This window comes from Cocleimonas sp. KMM 6892, from assembly GCF_035798195.1.
Classification (GTDB): Bacteria; Pseudomonadota; Gammaproteobacteria; order Thiotrichales; family Thiotrichaceae; genus Cocleimonas; species Cocleimonas flava.
Genome location: NZ_JAPFBV010000005.1, coordinates 178,976 through 196,446, shown reverse-complemented (window position 1 = coordinate 196,446; position 17,471 = coordinate 178,976). Strand labels below are relative to the sequence as shown.

At 41.4% G+C, this 17,471-nt stretch carries 8 protein-coding genes; 5 read left to right on the top strand and 3 right to left on the bottom strand.

Going from position 1 to position 17,471, the window contains the following annotated elements; genetic code table 11:
- Positions 1-179 precede the first annotated feature (179 nt).
- The gene (locus OO007_RS14740) at positions 180-623 is read left to right on the top strand and encodes a MarR family winged helix-turn-helix transcriptional regulator (RefSeq protein WP_131906846.1); all 444 of its coding nucleotides are present in this window, start codon (positions 180-182) and stop codon (positions 621-623) included.
- A 237-nt stretch (positions 624-860) separates the two neighbouring features.
- Here the strand turns inward: OO007_RS14740 and OO007_RS14735 are convergent, their stop codons facing one another.
- Positions 861-1,607: an SDR family oxidoreductase gene (locus tag OO007_RS14735; protein WP_131906845.1), complete on the bottom strand. Its 747-nt coding sequence runs from the start codon at positions 1,605-1,607 to the stop codon at positions 861-863.
- Positions 1,608-1,793: 186 nt separating this feature from the next.
- Here OO007_RS14735 and OO007_RS14730 point away from each other — a divergent pair, with 186 nt between their 5' ends.
- The gene (locus tag OO007_RS14730) at positions 1,794-3,098 is read left to right on the top strand and encodes a hydroxyacid-oxoacid transhydrogenase (protein ID WP_325809367.1); all 1,305 of its coding nucleotides are present in this window, start codon (positions 1,794-1,796) and stop codon (positions 3,096-3,098) included.
- Between the two features lie 239 nt (positions 3,099-3,337).
- Positions 3,338-4,621, top strand: coding sequence for a hypothetical protein (locus OO007_RS14725; RefSeq protein WP_325809366.1), 1,284 nt, complete (start codon positions 3,338-3,340; stop codon positions 4,619-4,621).
- A gap of 37 nt (positions 4,622-4,658) precedes the next feature.
- On the opposite strand, the gene OO007_RS14720 is transcribed toward OO007_RS14725, so the two are convergent.
- Entirely contained in the window at positions 4,659-5,651 is a 993-nt protein-coding gene (locus tag OO007_RS14720; protein ID WP_325809365.1) for an HPP family protein, read from the bottom strand.
- Positions 5,652-7,004 (bottom strand): MFS transporter, encoded by a 1,353-nt coding sequence (locus OO007_RS14715; RefSeq protein ID WP_131906841.1) that lies wholly within the window; start codon positions 7,002-7,004, stop codon positions 5,652-5,654. It abuts the gene before it with no gap.
- A gap of 143 nt (positions 7,005-7,147) precedes the next feature.
- Between OO007_RS14715 and uvrA the strand changes: the two genes are divergently transcribed.
- Both uvrA and OO007_RS14705 read left to right on the top strand, forming a co-directional pair.
- A complete protein-coding gene (gene uvrA, locus OO007_RS14710) occupies positions 7,148-9,976 on the top strand; it encodes an excinuclease ABC subunit UvrA (protein WP_325809364.1) in 2,829 nt (942 codons plus the stop codon).
- Positions 9,977-10,521: 545 nt separating this feature from the next.
- On the top strand, positions 10,522-17,238 hold the full coding sequence (locus OO007_RS14705; RefSeq protein WP_325809363.1) for an SdrD B-like domain-containing protein: 6,717 nt from the start codon (positions 10,522-10,524) through the stop codon (positions 17,236-17,238).
- The last annotated feature ends 233 nt before the right edge of the window (positions 17,239-17,471 follow it).

Here is a 17,471-nt window from a genome sequence, read left to right as displayed (position 1 = left end):
ATTTTAATAGAGTTTTAATGTTCCCCTTCCTCATTCAGTGTTTTTTATATTTATAGTGAAATAGTGTTAGAATACCAATAGAAAAAATTTGCACACAAAAGTTTTGTGATTAATTTCTAAGCAACGTGCATGTGTATTTTAAACTACAATTGTTTTATAAACCTATAACAGAGACAACAATGATGAACTTTGATCTAAATCAATTTATATGCTTTAACTTTTATAACGGCTGGCGAGAGATTACCGGGTTTTACAAAGATACCCTTGGTATGGATGTAACTCCTCAAAAAGTTTATGTGTTAGAAATTCTTGATACCAAAGAAAAACTGACCATGAATGAATTATCAAAAAAGATGAATTTGGATAGTTCTGCCGTTTCTACGCTTATTTCCAGAATGGAAAAGAAAGAACTGGTAAAGCGTACTCACGGAACAAAAGACAGACGTACAGTATATGTGCAACTAACTAGCGAAGGGGAAGCGGTTAGAAACACCTTACGTGAAAACTTTGGTACGTTAACAGACAATATCAATGAAAATATTTCTGAAGAAGACATCAATAAACTTCAAGAAATCGTTGGAAAAATTACAGAAAATCACAAAAAATTAATGGAACAATCTTAATTTATTTTCTATAAAAAATACTATCATTGTTAATTCACAGGCTCTTTATAGAGCCTGTTTAGTATGTGTGACTTTTAGACATCGCTTTTTATACCTCGATTTTTATACCTCAATACTAGAAACAAATGTTTGAAACTCGTGCCTATTAAAGGCACCTAAAAAAGGTGCTCAAAGAATGCGTTTTAAAAAGCATGAGGCGTTAACACTTACAGTTAACGTTTAGTCACTATCCGCATTTTATCTACCTCCAGTTACCTCAATAAAGGTACCCGTTGTATAGCTGGACTCATCCGATACTAACCATGCGATAGCAGCTGCTACTTCCTCGGCTTTGCCACCACGTTTCAGTGGAATATGCTTTTTTATCCTGTCCACGCGATCTGGCTCACCGCCATCGCTATGTATATCGGTATAAATTACGCCAGGCCTAACCCCATTTACACGAATGTTCTCTTCTGCAAGTTCAGTTGCTAAACCTAATGTTAGAGAATCAATAGCCCCTTTTGACGCTGCATAATCAACATATTCACCGCCAGAACCTAAACGCGCAGCCGCTGAAGAGACGTTGACGATGGTTCCGCCTTGCCCTCCATGTTTTGGCGACATACGTTTAATCGCTTCTCGGGAACAAATGAAATAGCTGGTGACGTTAGTGGTCAGGATTTTATTGATTCTATCTGCATCTAATTCTTCCACTCGACATTGCTGCATTAAGATTCCTGCGTTATTGATCAGCGTGTGTAGTGTTCCAAATTCCAGATCGATGATATCGAATAGATGTGCCACGTCAGCTTCAATTGAAACATCAGCTTTTACAGCAATCGCTAAGCGCCCGTGTTTTCGGACCTCATCCACAACAAGGTTCGCAGATGCTTCGTCGTTGTGATAGTTAACGCAAATATCATAGCCATCTTTTGCCAAACGAATAGCGGTTGCCGCACCAATACCCCGACTGGAACCTGTGATCAATGCAACTTTGTTCATGCTTTCCCTCTCATGTTTTATTACTCTATGTGTTAATTCTTTAATCTTAATTTAAGAATAGAATAAAAAAGGCTCCTAAGTAGGGGGGTGACAATAATAGTTATCATTAAATCAAAAACACCGATTAATTTGGCAAGCTTCGAGTTTTAGAACTATCCTTTTGAATACAAAAAATGGGAGATTCAAATGGCTTGTCAATATTTCGCACCCTGCGATCATGGGGCTGATAGTTTTACTATCGCAATTCCAAAAGTAACGTTTGGCAGAGGCACACTGGCTGAAGTCGGTGAACGTGCTCAATCACTAAAAATGTCGAGTGTTGCAGTATTTACCGATAATTTTTTGAAAGAGGGACCCTATATAGAGACGGTTACCAATTCACTAAAAAAAGCGGGAATTGATTACCAGGTTTTCTCTGATATTCTTATCGAGCCGGATGATGTGTGCGTTGACGATGCGGCAAAATTCCTTACTAGCCATGATTTTGATGGCGTGATTTCGGTCGGTGGCGGTTCGGTTATTGATGTGGCGAAAGCTGCAATGGTTTGCGCGAAGTTTCCTGCGCCAGTACGTGATTACTTTGCACCACCTGTGGGTGAGGGTAAGCCAATACCAGGACCATTGTTGCCGCATATCGCTTGCCCAACGACTGCAGGTACGGGTTCTGAATGCACCTCGATTTCAGTGATTCGAATTCGCGAACTGAATACCAAATTTGTGTTTGCCAGCCCGTATATGTTGCCCGATCAGGCTGTCATTGATCCGACCTGTTGTGAGTCTCTCACGCCTAAAGCGGTTGCGTCGACAGGCTTTGATTTACTCAGTCATGCGCTCGAATGTTATACCGCAAGAGCTTATACGCAATGGGATAAGGTTAAAAACCCGAATGCTCGACCACTCACTCAGGGAGCAAACCCCTGGAGTGATCTAGCGGCTACTCAGGCCTTAAAAATTGCTGGTGAATACCTAATACGTGGTGTTACAGATGCGAGTGACCATGAAGCCAGAGATCAACTCATGTGGGGATCAGCGTTGGCGGGCATGGCTTTTGGTAATTCAGGAACACATTTACCGCATGCCTTATCGTATGGTGTGACCCACTTAATGCATGACATCACTACCGAAGGTTATGATGTTAAATCTCCGTTTGTGCCACACGGTATCAGCGTTGTCGTGACTGCACCCGCCACATTTAGATATACCGCGGAAGCAACACCTGAAAGACATCTTGAAGCAGCGACATTTTTACAAGCAGACCAACGCGGCGCTAGCACAGCAGATGCGGGGGAAGTGGTTGCCAATCGTATTATCGAATTGATGCGTGGCACGAATATTCCAAATGGTTTGAGTGGCGTTGGTTTTACTGAAAATGATGTTACACGATTAGCTGAATCTTCTATTCGTCAAGGGCGTGCGATCGCAAATGCACCGAGAGAAAGTAACCTCGTTGATCTTGAAAATATTTACCGTGACGCAATCAGTTATTGGTAAAAAAAGCCCTGAAAGTAGGGGGGTGTATTATTCATAAACGAATAGTACATTCCCTTATTCCTATTCTCGTTTTCATCCTTCATACATCCTTTCTTTGCTTTCAGAGAGCAAAATACTCGAATTCAGACCTAGTTCAGTGAGTAACACTTAGAATACTCAGACTATTAATATATCCAGAACACCGGGAAAATAATAGCTGCAAAATAAAAACAACAGTATTCAACAACAAGGTATTCAACGTGAACAAACAGAGATTAGGTCGTCTTTCAATTCTTTTGCTATCTGCAATTATGCTGAATGCTTGCGAATTATCTTATGAAAGTACGTCACCAAATGACGTTGAGCCAACTGAAACCGAGGCTGCAAAATCCAAGTCAGAAACACACAAGTCAGCATCTAAACCTATAAGCAATCAACCGTTGTCGATTACATGGAACAACGGTGAAAAGCGAATCCCTGATGATGTACGCCTATCAGACCCGTCTTCTTCTATGTCTTTTGTTGATGGGAAAATGGTAAAGGATGATGCTATTCCCTTGATCGATTATCTGGCCAAAAATGGAAAAATAGAATTCAGAAAGGGTAAGGACTTTTTTCCTGATTGGGCGTTAGATATCGATGTTAAAAACCTAAAACCCGATTCTATTATTCGATTAAGTAACCAAACAACGACACTACAAATAACACCAGCAGGAGAAAAACTACCTAAATCAACTTTTCTAAGGAATACCAATGGGGTAATAACCACAGGCAAGTTATCCAACTTGGGAATGCCTATTAACGTCGATGTTAAAACGGGTGATGCAAAGGACGGTATTTATCATGTTCAAGGGAAATCATTCGCAACCATCGGTGATATTCGTGTTAAGGATGGAAAACTTGATAGGCATTACGATAGTTTTCGCACACTAGAACTTGTTACAAGAGATTACCTCAAACAAAAAACAGGTGTTTCGGCATTAATTTTGAAGCACGTTCAATTCAGCAGTGATAAAAACGCCAAAGGCAAAAGCGAAGGCGTAGCAGGATTGCTAGTTTTTAGCCACAAAACGGCGGAAGATCAAACGGCACTCACACGCGTGCACATGCTTAAACAAGCCGAAGGGTGGGTAGCTGATAGAATACTGACGCCAACAGAGCTGATCCAGGTTTCTAGAAAGGGCAAAAAGCGAGAAACGGATCAAATGAAAGTGGCAACGTATGAGAAAGTCGAACGTTTTCTTGAAGAGAAAAAACTCTACAATCACATTGATTCCAGTATTCGTTGTAGAAGCACCAAAGAGATTGGCCTGTGCACAGCCAATATTACGGTATTAGAAAACAACGAAAAGACGTGTACGCGAAAGGCTTACCTCTTTAACAAAGCAAAGGAATGGGAATTTAGTAAAGAAGTCAGCCCAGACCTTAAAATTGATTACAAAACTAAACAGCTGGTTAAAGATAAGAGAAAGGCTAAAAATCTAAAAGAATATATTCTTAATGAATCTATGGGTTTGATGTTTGGTAAATGTTCGATGTTTTAGGTAAGTGTTGACCGAATCGATTTTTGAAAAAACAGCCTCAAAGTGGGGGGGTGTGTTCTAGTATTTTCCATGCCTTGCCATCGGGTTCAACCTGATTTTTAGCCCATTCCAGAAACTCCTTGCGGGTTGAGTAGCCAGAGCTGCGTTTGTTTTTTCCTTCGATGACTTTATAAATTACGATATCTTTATCTGGATCTGCACTTTTAGTGCCTTCAATAATAGGAGAGGATTCATCGACAATCTGGCGAACCGTCCAGTTCTCGCCATGTGTAGCGCTGCTGTAATAACTGCCTACAATCATTTTCTTCGGATCGAATGATGCCTGCTGCGATTTTTTAGTCGCAAGGTTATAGATTCGAATCAAATCATATTCACTAACATCAATAAAAGAATCAATCTCACTCAGTGCATAGACGAAATCTTCGTGTGTGATTGATGGAATCACTTCAGTGTCAGGACTTGGTGTCTCAATCTGGTTTTGCTTTTGTTGTGAAAAGCGATGCAATAAAAAGGGGTAACGACGCCAGGCAAATGGATAGTTAAATAAAATGCCGACCATCAAAATCACAACAACATTGAGCAGAATAGGGGTGAGAATAAACTGGTAGCCTAACTCATGCGTGGCACTTCCCCCGATGACTGCTGACAACGCCGTTGCGCCACCAGGCGGGTGTATGCACTTCAAATAATACATCGCACCAATCGCAATGCCGACCGCAAGGCTCGCTGCCATCAATTCGTTGGGTATCAATTTCGCACAACTCACCCCAATCAAAGCTGAGATCAGATGACCGCCTATAACCGGCCATGGTTGGGAGAGTGGGCCGTGTGGAACAGCAAACAGTAATACCGCAGAAGCGCCCATAGAAGCGATGATTAAGGCGGCACTGCTAGTATCACCACTCAGCATTTGTTGGCTAATAATGATAATGAAGAAAATAGCTGTGAATCCCCCCGTTGCGGATACTATTTTCTCAATGTGGCTGACTGGGGATTGGGCAATTCCGAAGATTGTTTTTAGCTTGGTCATCTACTCGCTTTTAAACTTGGTGAGTTTACTTTCATCAAAAACTAACCTGTCAATTTTTAAGTAGGCGACACGTTCTTCGCTGGAGATGGCTACTTGTTTTATGCCTTCTAACGCTAACAATTCATTTCTTGTTTTTTCAATGTTTTGTAAAGCGTTTAAATTCAATTTAAAAACCTGGTTTTTGAAAAAGTCGGGCTTTGGTAAGCTTACTGCTACGATTAAAAAGACAATCGCGACCAATGCCCCAAAAATAAACACACCTGAAATGCCCCATGATTGCATCACCAAGCCACCGACTGTGCCTCCGAAAAAGATACCTAAAAACTGGGCGCTGGAATATACCCCCATAGCAGTACCTTTGGTGTTCACATCTGAGTATTTAGCGACCAATGAAGGTTGTACGGCTTCCAGAAAATTAAAACCAATAAAGAATAATAAAAAGGCAAACATCAAAGGATAAAAACTGGCCTGACTAATACCTAATAAGCCTTGAGAAAGCACCAGTAACACAACGGCAATAACGAACATGACTTTAATTTTGCGGTATTTCTCCGCGATGATAATCATCGGTAAAGAAACGATGATTGAAATTAACAGAACAGGTAGGTAAATCTTCCAGTGCTGGGTCGTTTCGAGGTTTAAGTAGTCCCGGAATATTAGTGGTAAAACCGTGAAATTAGCAGTCATTAAAAGGTGTAATAAGAACACACTGAGATTCATACGTAATAGGGTGCTTTGCTGCAATACAGGTTTTATATAATCACCAATAATTCCGGCATCACGATGTGTTTTCGTTAGTGTTGGGGTTGGTACTACAAACTGTATTAACAGTATGCCAATAATCGCTAACACGGCAGTTACCCAGAATACGCCAGAAAGCCCGGCAACCTGGCTAATCAAGGGTCCCACGACCATTGCTACTGCAAAGGCTATACCAATACTCATGCCGATAAACGCCATGACTTTTGCACGGTGATCTTCTCGGCTTAAATCAGCAGCTAAAGCCATAGTGGTTGCTGCAATCGCTCCACTGCCTTGAATTGCTCTGGCTAAAATAATGACATAAATATTATCTGAGAGCGCTGCAATAACACTGCCAAAAGCGAATACCAGCAAGCCTCCAATAATGACAGGCTTGCGACCAATCTTATCGGAAAGTAGCCCCAAAGGGATTTGTAACGAGGCCTGAGTTAGGCCATAAATACCAATACATAATCCTATTAGAAAAGGTGTGGAATTTTGTAGCTCTTTGGCAAACAGCGGCAAGATCGGTAAGATCATAAATAAGCCGAGCATGCGGGCTGCAAAAACAGCAGCTAATGATAGTGCAGTGCGGGTTTCGAGCTTATTCATAAATCAGAGCAGTTTTCCTTCGCAGGGCTTTTGTGGGTGCTTTAATGCTGTTAAAAACTTCTTAATAACTTAAAGGTTGCTATCTTTTTATCAAGACGGCGATAATAACAGATTAACTCAAAAACACAGATACTGAATTAAGAATGGATAATATATCTTTACGCGGCGCGCGAACACATAACCTTAAAAATATTGATCTGGATTTGCCTCGCGATAAACTCATCGTCATTACGGGGCTTTCTGGTTCTGGTAAGTCGTCGTTAGCATTTGATACGATTTTCGCCGAAGGGCAGCGTCGCTATGTGGAATCACTGTCTGCATACGCGCGTCAATTCTTATCGATGATGGAAAAACCCGACCTTGATCATATCGAAGGTTTATCTCCTGCCATATCCATTGAGCAAAAAACAACTTCTCATAACCCGCGTTCAACCGTAGGAACGATTACCGAAATCTACGATTATCTTCGTCTTTTATACGCGCGTGCGGGTGAGCCACGTTGTCCGGAGCACGGCACTGCCTTAGATGCGCAAACTGTCAGTGAAATGGTAGACCAGATCATGGCTTTACCAGAAGGCAGTAAGTTAATGATGTTGGCACCTGTGATTCGTAATCGTAAAGGCGAGCATTTACAGTTGTTTGAAGACTTTAAGAGTCAGGGATTTCTGCGTGTCCGAATCGATGGCGTGGTTTACGATTTAGATGATGTGCCGGAACTTGAGTTACGTACAAAACACACAGTTGAAGTCGTTGTCGATCGATTTAAAGTCAAAGATGATATGCAACAGCGTTTAGCGGAATCTTTAGAAACAACCTTACGTTTGGCAGATGATTTAGCTGTTATCGCGTGGATGGATGAAGACGATGCCAAAGCCAACGAAGAGATCCTATTCTCTGCTAACTACGCGTGTAAATTATGTGGCTATTCTCTGCAAGAGTTAGAGCCGCGCCTGTTTTCTTTTAATAGCCCAAGTGGCGCATGCCCGACCTGTGATGGTTTAGGTGTAGAACAGGTTTTTGACGAAGAGCAAGTGGTCAGTAAACCGCAGCTGAGTCTTGCAGAAGGCGCGATCCGAAGCTGGGACAAGCGCAATAATTATTACTATCAAATGATTACATCGTTAGCGGAACACTACGATTTCGATATTGAAGCACCGTTTCAGGATCTGCCTAAAAAGATTCAGAAAATCGTGCTTTATGGTAGCGGTAGAACCAAAGTAGATTTTACCTATGAAGGTAAGAAAGGGCAGCGTTTTATTCGTACCCATCCTTTCGAAGGAATCATTCATAATCTAGAGCGCCGTTACAAAGAAACCGATTCAAATGGGGTGCGTGAAGAGTTAGTAAAGTACATGTCGGTACATGCCTGTTCGAGTTGTCATGGTTTGCGTTTGAACGAAGCGGCACGCAATGTATTTATCACTGATTTAAATTTACCAACAATAACGGATAAAGCGATCGGAGAATGTTTTGAGTTTTTCGAGACGCTCAACCTACCTGGAAAGCAGGGGAAAATTGCAGATAAAATTATCCGTGAAATCAAACTGCGTTTAGAGTTTTTGGTGAATGTGGGTCTTGATTACCTAACCTTAAGTCGTAGCTCAGAAACACTATCGGGTGGAGAAGCGCAACGTATACGACTGGCTTCTCAAATAGGAGCTGGCCTGGTTGGCGTCATGTATGTGTTAGATGAGCCATCGATAGGCTTGCATCAACGCGATAATGATCGTCTGCTGAAAACACTCAGGCATCTGCGTGATCTTGGCAATACCGTGATAGTGGTTGAGCATGATGAAGACGCAATCCGACTCTCTGATTATGTCGTCGATATTGGTCCTGGTGCAGGCGCTCATGGCGGCTATATTGTTGCGCAAGGTAAGCCAGAAGAAATCGAGCAGAATAAAGATTCTGTCACTGGTCAGTTTTTATCCGGTGTGCAGAAAATAGATGTACCGAAAAAACGCGTAAAAGCTGATAAAAAGAAAATGCTTAAGGTGATTGGTGCAACGGGTAATAACTTGCAATCAGTTTCTGCGGCTATTCCCGTTGGCCTTATGACGTGTATTACAGGTGTTTCTGGTTCGGGTAAATCGACCTTAATCAATGCGACTTTATATCCAAATATCGCTCACTTTTTAAATAACAGCTCGCTACGTCGCGCACCCGTTGAAAAAATCGAAGGTTTAGACTTTTTCGACAAGGTTGTGGATGTTAATCAAAGCCCAATAGGTAGAACTCCACGCTCAAATCCAGCAACGTATACGGGCGTATTCACGCCAATTAGAGAGTTGTTTGCGGCAACTGCCGAAGCACGATCTCGTGGTTATTTGCCGGGACGTTTCAGTTTTAACGTTAAAGGCGGTCGCTGTGAAGCCTGTCGTGGAGATGGTGTAACGAAAGTAGAGATGCACTTTCTGCCTGATGTTTATGTTCAGTGCGATGTCTGTCACGGCAAACGTTATAACCGTGAAACCTTAAACGTTCATTACAAAGGTAAAAACATCTACGAAGTTCTGGAAATGACCGTCGAAGAAGCCCGAGTCTTTTTCGATGCGATACCAGGTATCAAAACTAAACTGCAAACCTTATTAGATGTTGGTTTGTCGTATATCACTCTGGGACAAAATGCGACAACTATTTCAGGCGGTGAAGCACAACGCGTCAAACTCGCAAAAGAGTTATCTAAACGCAGTACTGGTAAAACGATTTATATACTGGATGAGCCAACAACCGGATTACATTTCCACGATGTGAAAGTATTGTTATCGGTATTACACCGCCTGCGTGACGAAGGTAACACCATCATCGTTATCGAACATAATCTCGATGTTATAAAAACAGCAGACTGGATTATCGATTTAGGACCTGAGGGTGGAAGCCGAGGTGGACAGATAATCGCCACAGGTACCCCAGAAGATGTGGTTAAAGTTAAAGGTTCGTTTACGGGTGAATATTTAAAACCGATGTTGTAAGTCTTATTAATAAAAAAAGTGCCCGTAAGTAGGGGGGTGATAAGTGTTTTTGCTTTTAATCTAAAGATTAAAAGCAGCTTTCACTAAGCTTGATTCCTGCCAGTACATCAACCACATGCCGTTTTGCTTTCATTACAGTATCAATACTCATATAAAAATCAAAAAAAGTGCTGTCATTTCTTTGGCAACAACTTAAGGTTCATTCGCTTTAAGCTAAATAACCCTATTTCAGATTGAAATCAACCTTCTCAAAGTAGGGGGGGGGCGACCTCGCTCTATAGTTCTGTGTGTTTTTAACATGTAGTCTTTTAATAAAAACTAAAATAAATTATTAAACAATAACTTAGACTAATCTAAAAAATGCTTTGCATATTAATAATTCGTTAAGGTTGTCTTTGATATATTGCAGCCGATCTACTGATATTAATCACATAATTTTAACAATAGCTGAATTAATTCCATTTCAATGTTTTCTTTAGGAATGTCGATTCCAAATATGAATTTACTTTCAAGCTAAACACACTCTCTCAAAGAGCTGGGGAAAAATGATTATAAATACACTTACGATATTTAGTTTACTGCTCCATAAATTTGATAGTTTTTTCAAATTTGTTTTGGCGAGTTTATTCATAGTATCCACTACAGTTATTCATGCTGCTACACCAGTGGTAAACACGACAATAACGTTAGAAAAAACGGGTTCAGAACCTTTTGATACAGGTGTCAGCTGGACTGGTGATGGCCCAGGTGGCGTCGATGGTGGAGTTAATGCAGGTTTAGATGCTGACGAAAATAATAATATCGTCCGTTTACAGGATTCTATTACTTATCGTGTAGAAGTATCAGTGAATGATAGTGACGTCGAAGATTTGACCGCTACTGTTACATTAAATGAAAAACAAAAATGGATCACCATTCCTACGGGCTGTAAAACAGATCCTAGTGAGGTCGGGTCAGAGGGTATTTCTGAAATTCGTAATAGTGATACTGAGTTATTTTGTAATATGGGTCCAGCTATCGAGGGGACAACACGTGTGTTTTTCCCTGCTGCCAGAGCCGTAGGTCTTGATCCTTTAACTGGCGATGTGACTCGAAACGACGATATCGTTACTGCTGGCGTAGTTGCCGAGGCAGTTTCTGTAGAAAATGGAAATTCTGCTCCTGCGTCTGATGGTCCTACTTCCGTTGTTGTTACCGGTTTTTTCCGAGTTGATTTGCAAAAAGAGCTTAAAAGTACAGCTGTTGATCCTGATACAGGTGCTTCGCTTTATAGCGCTCCTCTAAAAAAAGGTCCTACCGGTAGAGCGGGCTCTATTATCGAATACACAGTCTTGGCTGAATATGTTAAAGGGTCACTTCTCGCTGATGGTGATAATGATACAACATCAGGAGGAAGTCCTGGAATTGCAAGCTATAGAATTATTGATGTTTTGACAGATGACAATGAGCATAACAATACGGCAACTCTTTCAACCGGTGCTCAATTGTATACGTGGGATTCACTGACTCCTGCCTGTGAGTTATTAGGAGACCATGGAGCAGCAGCTTCTGTTACCTGTACTCAGCTTTCAGCTGCTATAGATGATATAGGCCCAGGTGCATCAGCTCCAGATGGTTTGAATGATTTAGTGATTCAGATTGATCTAGACAATATTGATGTATCGGATCCAGACAATGATGCGAATTTATTCGAGGTTCGATTAAATGTTTGGTTTGATAAAGTAAATGATATTGATAACCATCAAACCTGTAATGAGTTAAACCAGCCAGAGTGTATTAATACAACAACTAATCGTGTAGGTTTTTGGGATGGCTCAAGTACGATTTTAGACTCATTCGATGAGACTAATGATAATGCTCCTACAGGAAATAACCCTGGTATCGTCTCTACAGAAGATTCAGCGGGCAATCATGTTAATAATTATAATGCTGGTGAAGAGCCATTTCCAAATGAGGTTTCATACCCGTTGACGACGTCTTCACCCGGTTCTTTTGTGGTTCATAAAGCATTTACTAATCTTTTTCCTTTTGCTGATAGGAAGTTTCCTGATCAGAACATGGCTGCTGGTGAGACGCGCCCATTCTTAATGAATGTCTATGATTATCGTTTGATTGATCAGGCGGAAACCCAAGTGTGCGATAAAATCGATACGCAAGTGTTTGAATACGCAGGTGTTGCGCCACCGAATCAAATAGGGAGTCCTGCTCTATATGGTTGGAATCAAAACCAGCCTTGGAATCCAGTTGTTTCTACATGGGGGGGAGCTGTTGGAACGACACTAGCCGATGGCTCGAGTTTAGTAAACTTTCTATTTAGTAATTATCCATACGTTGCTGACCCTGTCACTAATCAAGCCGGTTATCTGGAAGAATTGAGAACTGCTAGTTGTAATGATGATATTAACAATGATGGTTTTGTTGTTATACAAAACGAAGATGGATCATTAGTTGATGAAAACGGTGATGCTGCCACAGGTACTATTATTGATTGGTGGCGAAATGCTGATGATGTACCTCCTCTGGCAGGTGGTGCTGGTGCAGATGAGAATGTTACCCGTGTTAGACAAAACTCAATTTATGATGCTGCCCTTGCTACTGCGCAGGATTCAACACATAAAAACTTTGCAGTTACCGTAAATCATTTAATCACTGCAAAACTTATTACTGCAAGTCCTTATGGTACTAACAATAGATTACCTAACTTTGCTTCATACAACCGTCAAGAAGCTGACGGAACTTACACGGGCTGGACACATGTTGGAGCGAATACTGTAGATCCTTCAGCAGATGCCACGTTTGCTATTCAGTCAGGAACAGTTGATAGAATGACTTTAGTCCCTTCTTCTCATTCCATAGAAAAATACACTGAACCTCGTGGAATTAAAGTAGTACGCGGTGGTGATACTGTCGATTTTATTATAGAACCTGCTGTATTTGGTTTGTGGGATGACACCTCTGTAAACACTGCAACAATCGGTGATAACTTGCCCAATGGCACAGACTATATAGCTAATTCTGAAATGTTTAGTTCTGATGGTGGAACAACCTGGTATACCCGTGCGGAATGGGATGCCCGATTTAATGGTGGTATGGAGGATGTATCTGTAACAAGTGCGGCACATGCGGGTGGTGCAGATCCTCTTAGCTGGGTGTTTGGTTCACTGAATTCTTCAGGAGGAAATAGTGATCAGCTGCCGTTAATAAAATATTCGGTTTATGTTGATCCTGCTAGAGTTTCGGGTACTTTCGTCAATACCGCTACTATAAATTCAGGAATTATCGGTGGTGGTGTAAAACAAGCGAAATATCAGTTAACGATATTGCCTGAATTTGGCTTGGATGTTTTAAAGAGTGTAGATGAAACTGTTTATCAGACAAATTCGCCGTTTACTTTTGATTTAGTCTATAAAAACCTCGGTGGTGAAGATTACAGTGGTGCTGAATTTATTGATATTTTACCTTATAACGGAGATGCCGGAACAACGACGGGGGGATTAAATAGTACCCGAGACCCTCAGTCACAATTCAATGGTACTTATGAAGTTACTTCAATCTCAAAAAGTAATGGAGAAATTTTTTATGCGACAGTAATGACTCCATCTAATATTGAAGAAGATCCTTGTCACGCAAGTAATCTACCAAATGGTTATGACCCAGATGAAGACGGTGGCGTGTGTAATCGTTATTTCGATAATAATGGTAGTTTACCGGGTGGTGGAACTGTTGGCACAAATTCAACAGGGTGGGTTCAATGTACCGCCTTAAGCCCTTTGGCTTGTGGTGGACTTGCTAATGCGGATATCACAGCTATCAAATTTACTGTACCTACATTGGCTGCTACTGATGGTGGACAAACAGTGTCTATTGAAATTACACCAGCTGGAAACGTTGGAGGAACCCCTAGTTTTGATTCCGAAGGGAAAGTTACCGATGCGTCAACTGGTGATATCTACACGAATACCTTTGGTGGACGAATCCCTGAGATTTCTTTAAATGTCATTTCAAACGATGTGAGTGTGACTGTTGTCGCAGGAGCAATTGAAAGCATTTTGTGGGTTGATGGTAATGGTGATGGTGACCAAGACGCTGGTGAACCAGGTATTGGAGGTATAACGGTCAACCTTTTAGATGGCAGTGGTAATCCTATCTATTTCGACCCCATTACTGGCGGTATTGTTTCTGCTGGAACTTCAGGTGCGATTCCTTATGTAACTGAAACAAGTACAGATGGTTCGTATAGTTTTGATAATTTACCTGCAGGTGATTATCAAGTACAAGTGGATTTTACTGATACTGATTTTCCAGCTGATACTGTCCCATTTTTTGATGGCGACGGAAGTACTAGTGCAAATATATCGAATCTTACGTTAGGGGTTTCAAGGGATCCAATTACTGGTGAGCTGACTAATGTGGTTGATAATACAGAACAAAACTTCGGTTATATCGTTCCTCCTGCTATAGGTAATTTTGTTTGGAATGACCTGAATGGAGATGGTATTCAAGATGCTGATGAACCCGGAGTAGATGGAGTTACTGTAACTTTATTGGATAATAATGGTGACACTGTTTCTACAACGACTACATCTAACGGAGGGGCATATAGTTTCTCAGATTTAGAACCAGGTACTTATTCCGTTAAGTTTACAGATATTCCTTCAGGTTATATCGTAACTAACCCAAACCAAGGCGGAGATGATACTTTAGATAGTGATGCTAGCGCTGCAGATGTTCCTACAGATACAGTCACTATTACTTACGGTGACTATAATGATACTTTAGATTTAGGCTTGGTTACTGCCTCTCTTGGTGATTTCGTTTGGAATGATGTTAATCATAATGGTATCCAGGATACAGGTGAGACGGGTGTTGAAGGTGTGACCGTTTTCTTACTCGATGAGAATGGAGTTCGTACCGGAGAACAAACAACTACGGATTCAGATGGTTTTTACCAGTTTACAAACCTATTGCCTGGAGACTCCTTTGGCGTTGAGTTTGATTTAGCAAATTTACCAACCGGCTACGAAGCTACGATTAAAGATGCAGGAAGTGATGACACTAAAGACTCTGATGCTGATACAACAACAGGTAAAACAACTCCTGTAGAGCTTGGGCCAGCAGAAAATAATACAGGTTTTGATCTGGGTATTTTTCAGAGAGTGAGTTTAGGTTCATCTGTATTCATTGATAGTAATAATAACGGTGTACATGATGAGGGTGAAAGTGGGATTGAAGGGCTTACCATACAGTTGTTTAATGAAGGTGATGATCCCACGAGCGCTACTCCAGTAAAAGAAACAGATACCAATTCTGCAGGAGACTACCTATTCAGTGATCTTGTTCCTGGTAGTTATTTTGTGTACATCCCCAATCCGCCTATAGAAGCACCTTTTTCTAGTACGGATATCGTTAGTTCAGCGACAGACAATCAGGTGGATGGTGATGATAATGGTCAACAAGTAGTTAGTGGTGGTCCTGTTCAAAGCCCTGTTATCGAATTAATTTCAGGCGATGAACCCGTTGATGGAACTGAAGCAAATTCCGAGAAAGATACAGGAACTAATACTACGGGCAAGTTCCTGGACTCGAGTTTTGATGAAAACGGTGATATGACGATTGATTTTGGATTTGTACCTTCTTCAATCGGCGATACTATTTGGCAAGATGTTGATTATAGTGGTGGTACAGCGCCTAATGCAGGTGATATCCCTTTAGCAGATGTAGAAGTAACACTCACGCCTGCGAGTGGTGTAGATGCGGGCGCTGGTGATGGTGTGGCAATAACTACCACGACTGATAGTAACGGTAAATACTTGTTCGAATTGTTACCGCCCGGTGAATATACGATTACGGTAGACTCTACATCAGGTGATTTGGGAGCTAATTCTGACTTGAGTATCTTTGTTGATCCTGAAGGCGAGAAAGATTCTTCTTCAAGAGTCAATCTGGCAAGTGGTGAGCAAAATCTCGATCAAGATTTTGCCTATGCAGAGTTAGTAAGTTTAGGTTCATCTGTATTCGTGGATAGTAATAATAACGCTCTACACGATGAAGATGAAAGCGGATTCGAAGGCCTTACTATACAGTTGTTTAATGAAGGTGATGATCCAACGAGCGCTACTCCAGTCAAAGAAACAGATACCGATTCAGAAGGGGATTACCTCTTCAGTGATCTTATTCCAGGCAGTTACTTTGTATACATCCCCACCCCTCCAGTACTTGCTCCTTTATCTAGTATCGACATTGCTAGTTCAGGGGCGGACAACCAGATAGATGGTGATGATAATGGGCAACAAGTCGCTAGTGGTGGACCTGTTCAAAGTCCAGTTATCGTATTAACATCGGGCGGCGAACCGGTAGATGGTACCGGAGCAAATTCCGAGAAAGATGCGGGAACTAACCTCACGGGTAAACTTCAAGACGCTAGTAACGATGCCAGTGGTGATATGACGATTGATTTTGGATTTGTTCCCTCTGCAATAGGCGATACTATCTGGTACGACGTTGACTCTAGTGGTGGTACAGAGCCTAATGCTGGTGATATCCCCTTGGCCGATGTAATAGTCATACTAACGCCTGCAAGTGGCGTCGATGCAGGCGCTGGTGATGGTGTAGCAATAACGACCACGACAGATAGCAACGGTAATTACTTGTTCGAATTATTGCCCCCGGGAGAATATACGATTACGGTAGATACAGCTTCAGGTGACTTAGGTGATAACCTTGATTTGTATGTTTTTGTTGCCCCTGAGGGAGCTATAGAGTCTATCTCAACAGTTAATCTAGCAAGTGGAGAACAAAACCTAGATCAAGATTTTGCTTATACCGAATTAGGAGTGATTAGTGGTAATGTTTCTATAGATACTGATGGTGATGATATTGGTGACGAACCAATGTCTGGCGTACTGATGAGATTATTAGACAACGAAGGTAATCCGGTAATGGACAGTGAAGGTAATCCAATTACCGCACTGACGGACGAGCTTGGTAATTACAGCTTTGCCAATATCATACCGGGTGATTATCAAGTCGCTCAATCTCAACCGGTTGGTTATCAATCAACCACGGGTGAAGGTCAGCCGGATGATCTGATTAGCGCTATCAATGTTAATGGCGGAGAAACGGCAGTGTCGAATGACTTTGTCGAAAGAGTGGTGAACCCTGCGAACATTCCGACACTCAGTGAGTGGGCAATGATCTTCTTGGTGATGATGCTTGGTTTGATCTCTCAACGCGAAGCATTAGCGAGGAGAAGGCGTTACTAAGCTTAACTAATACGTTTAACGTAAAATGAAAAAGGCGAACTGAAGTTCGCCTTTTTTTTGTTCGCAATATTAAGTAAACCACTGTCTTATATGGCTTTAGCCTAGACTCAAATGTATGGGGTAAATTGGCAAAATCATTATCATGCTAAGACTAGAAGACATGGTTAGGATCAAAGCTCATTTACGGATAATCAGGAATAAGCCCATACTATGATGCATCTAAAAAAGTGCTT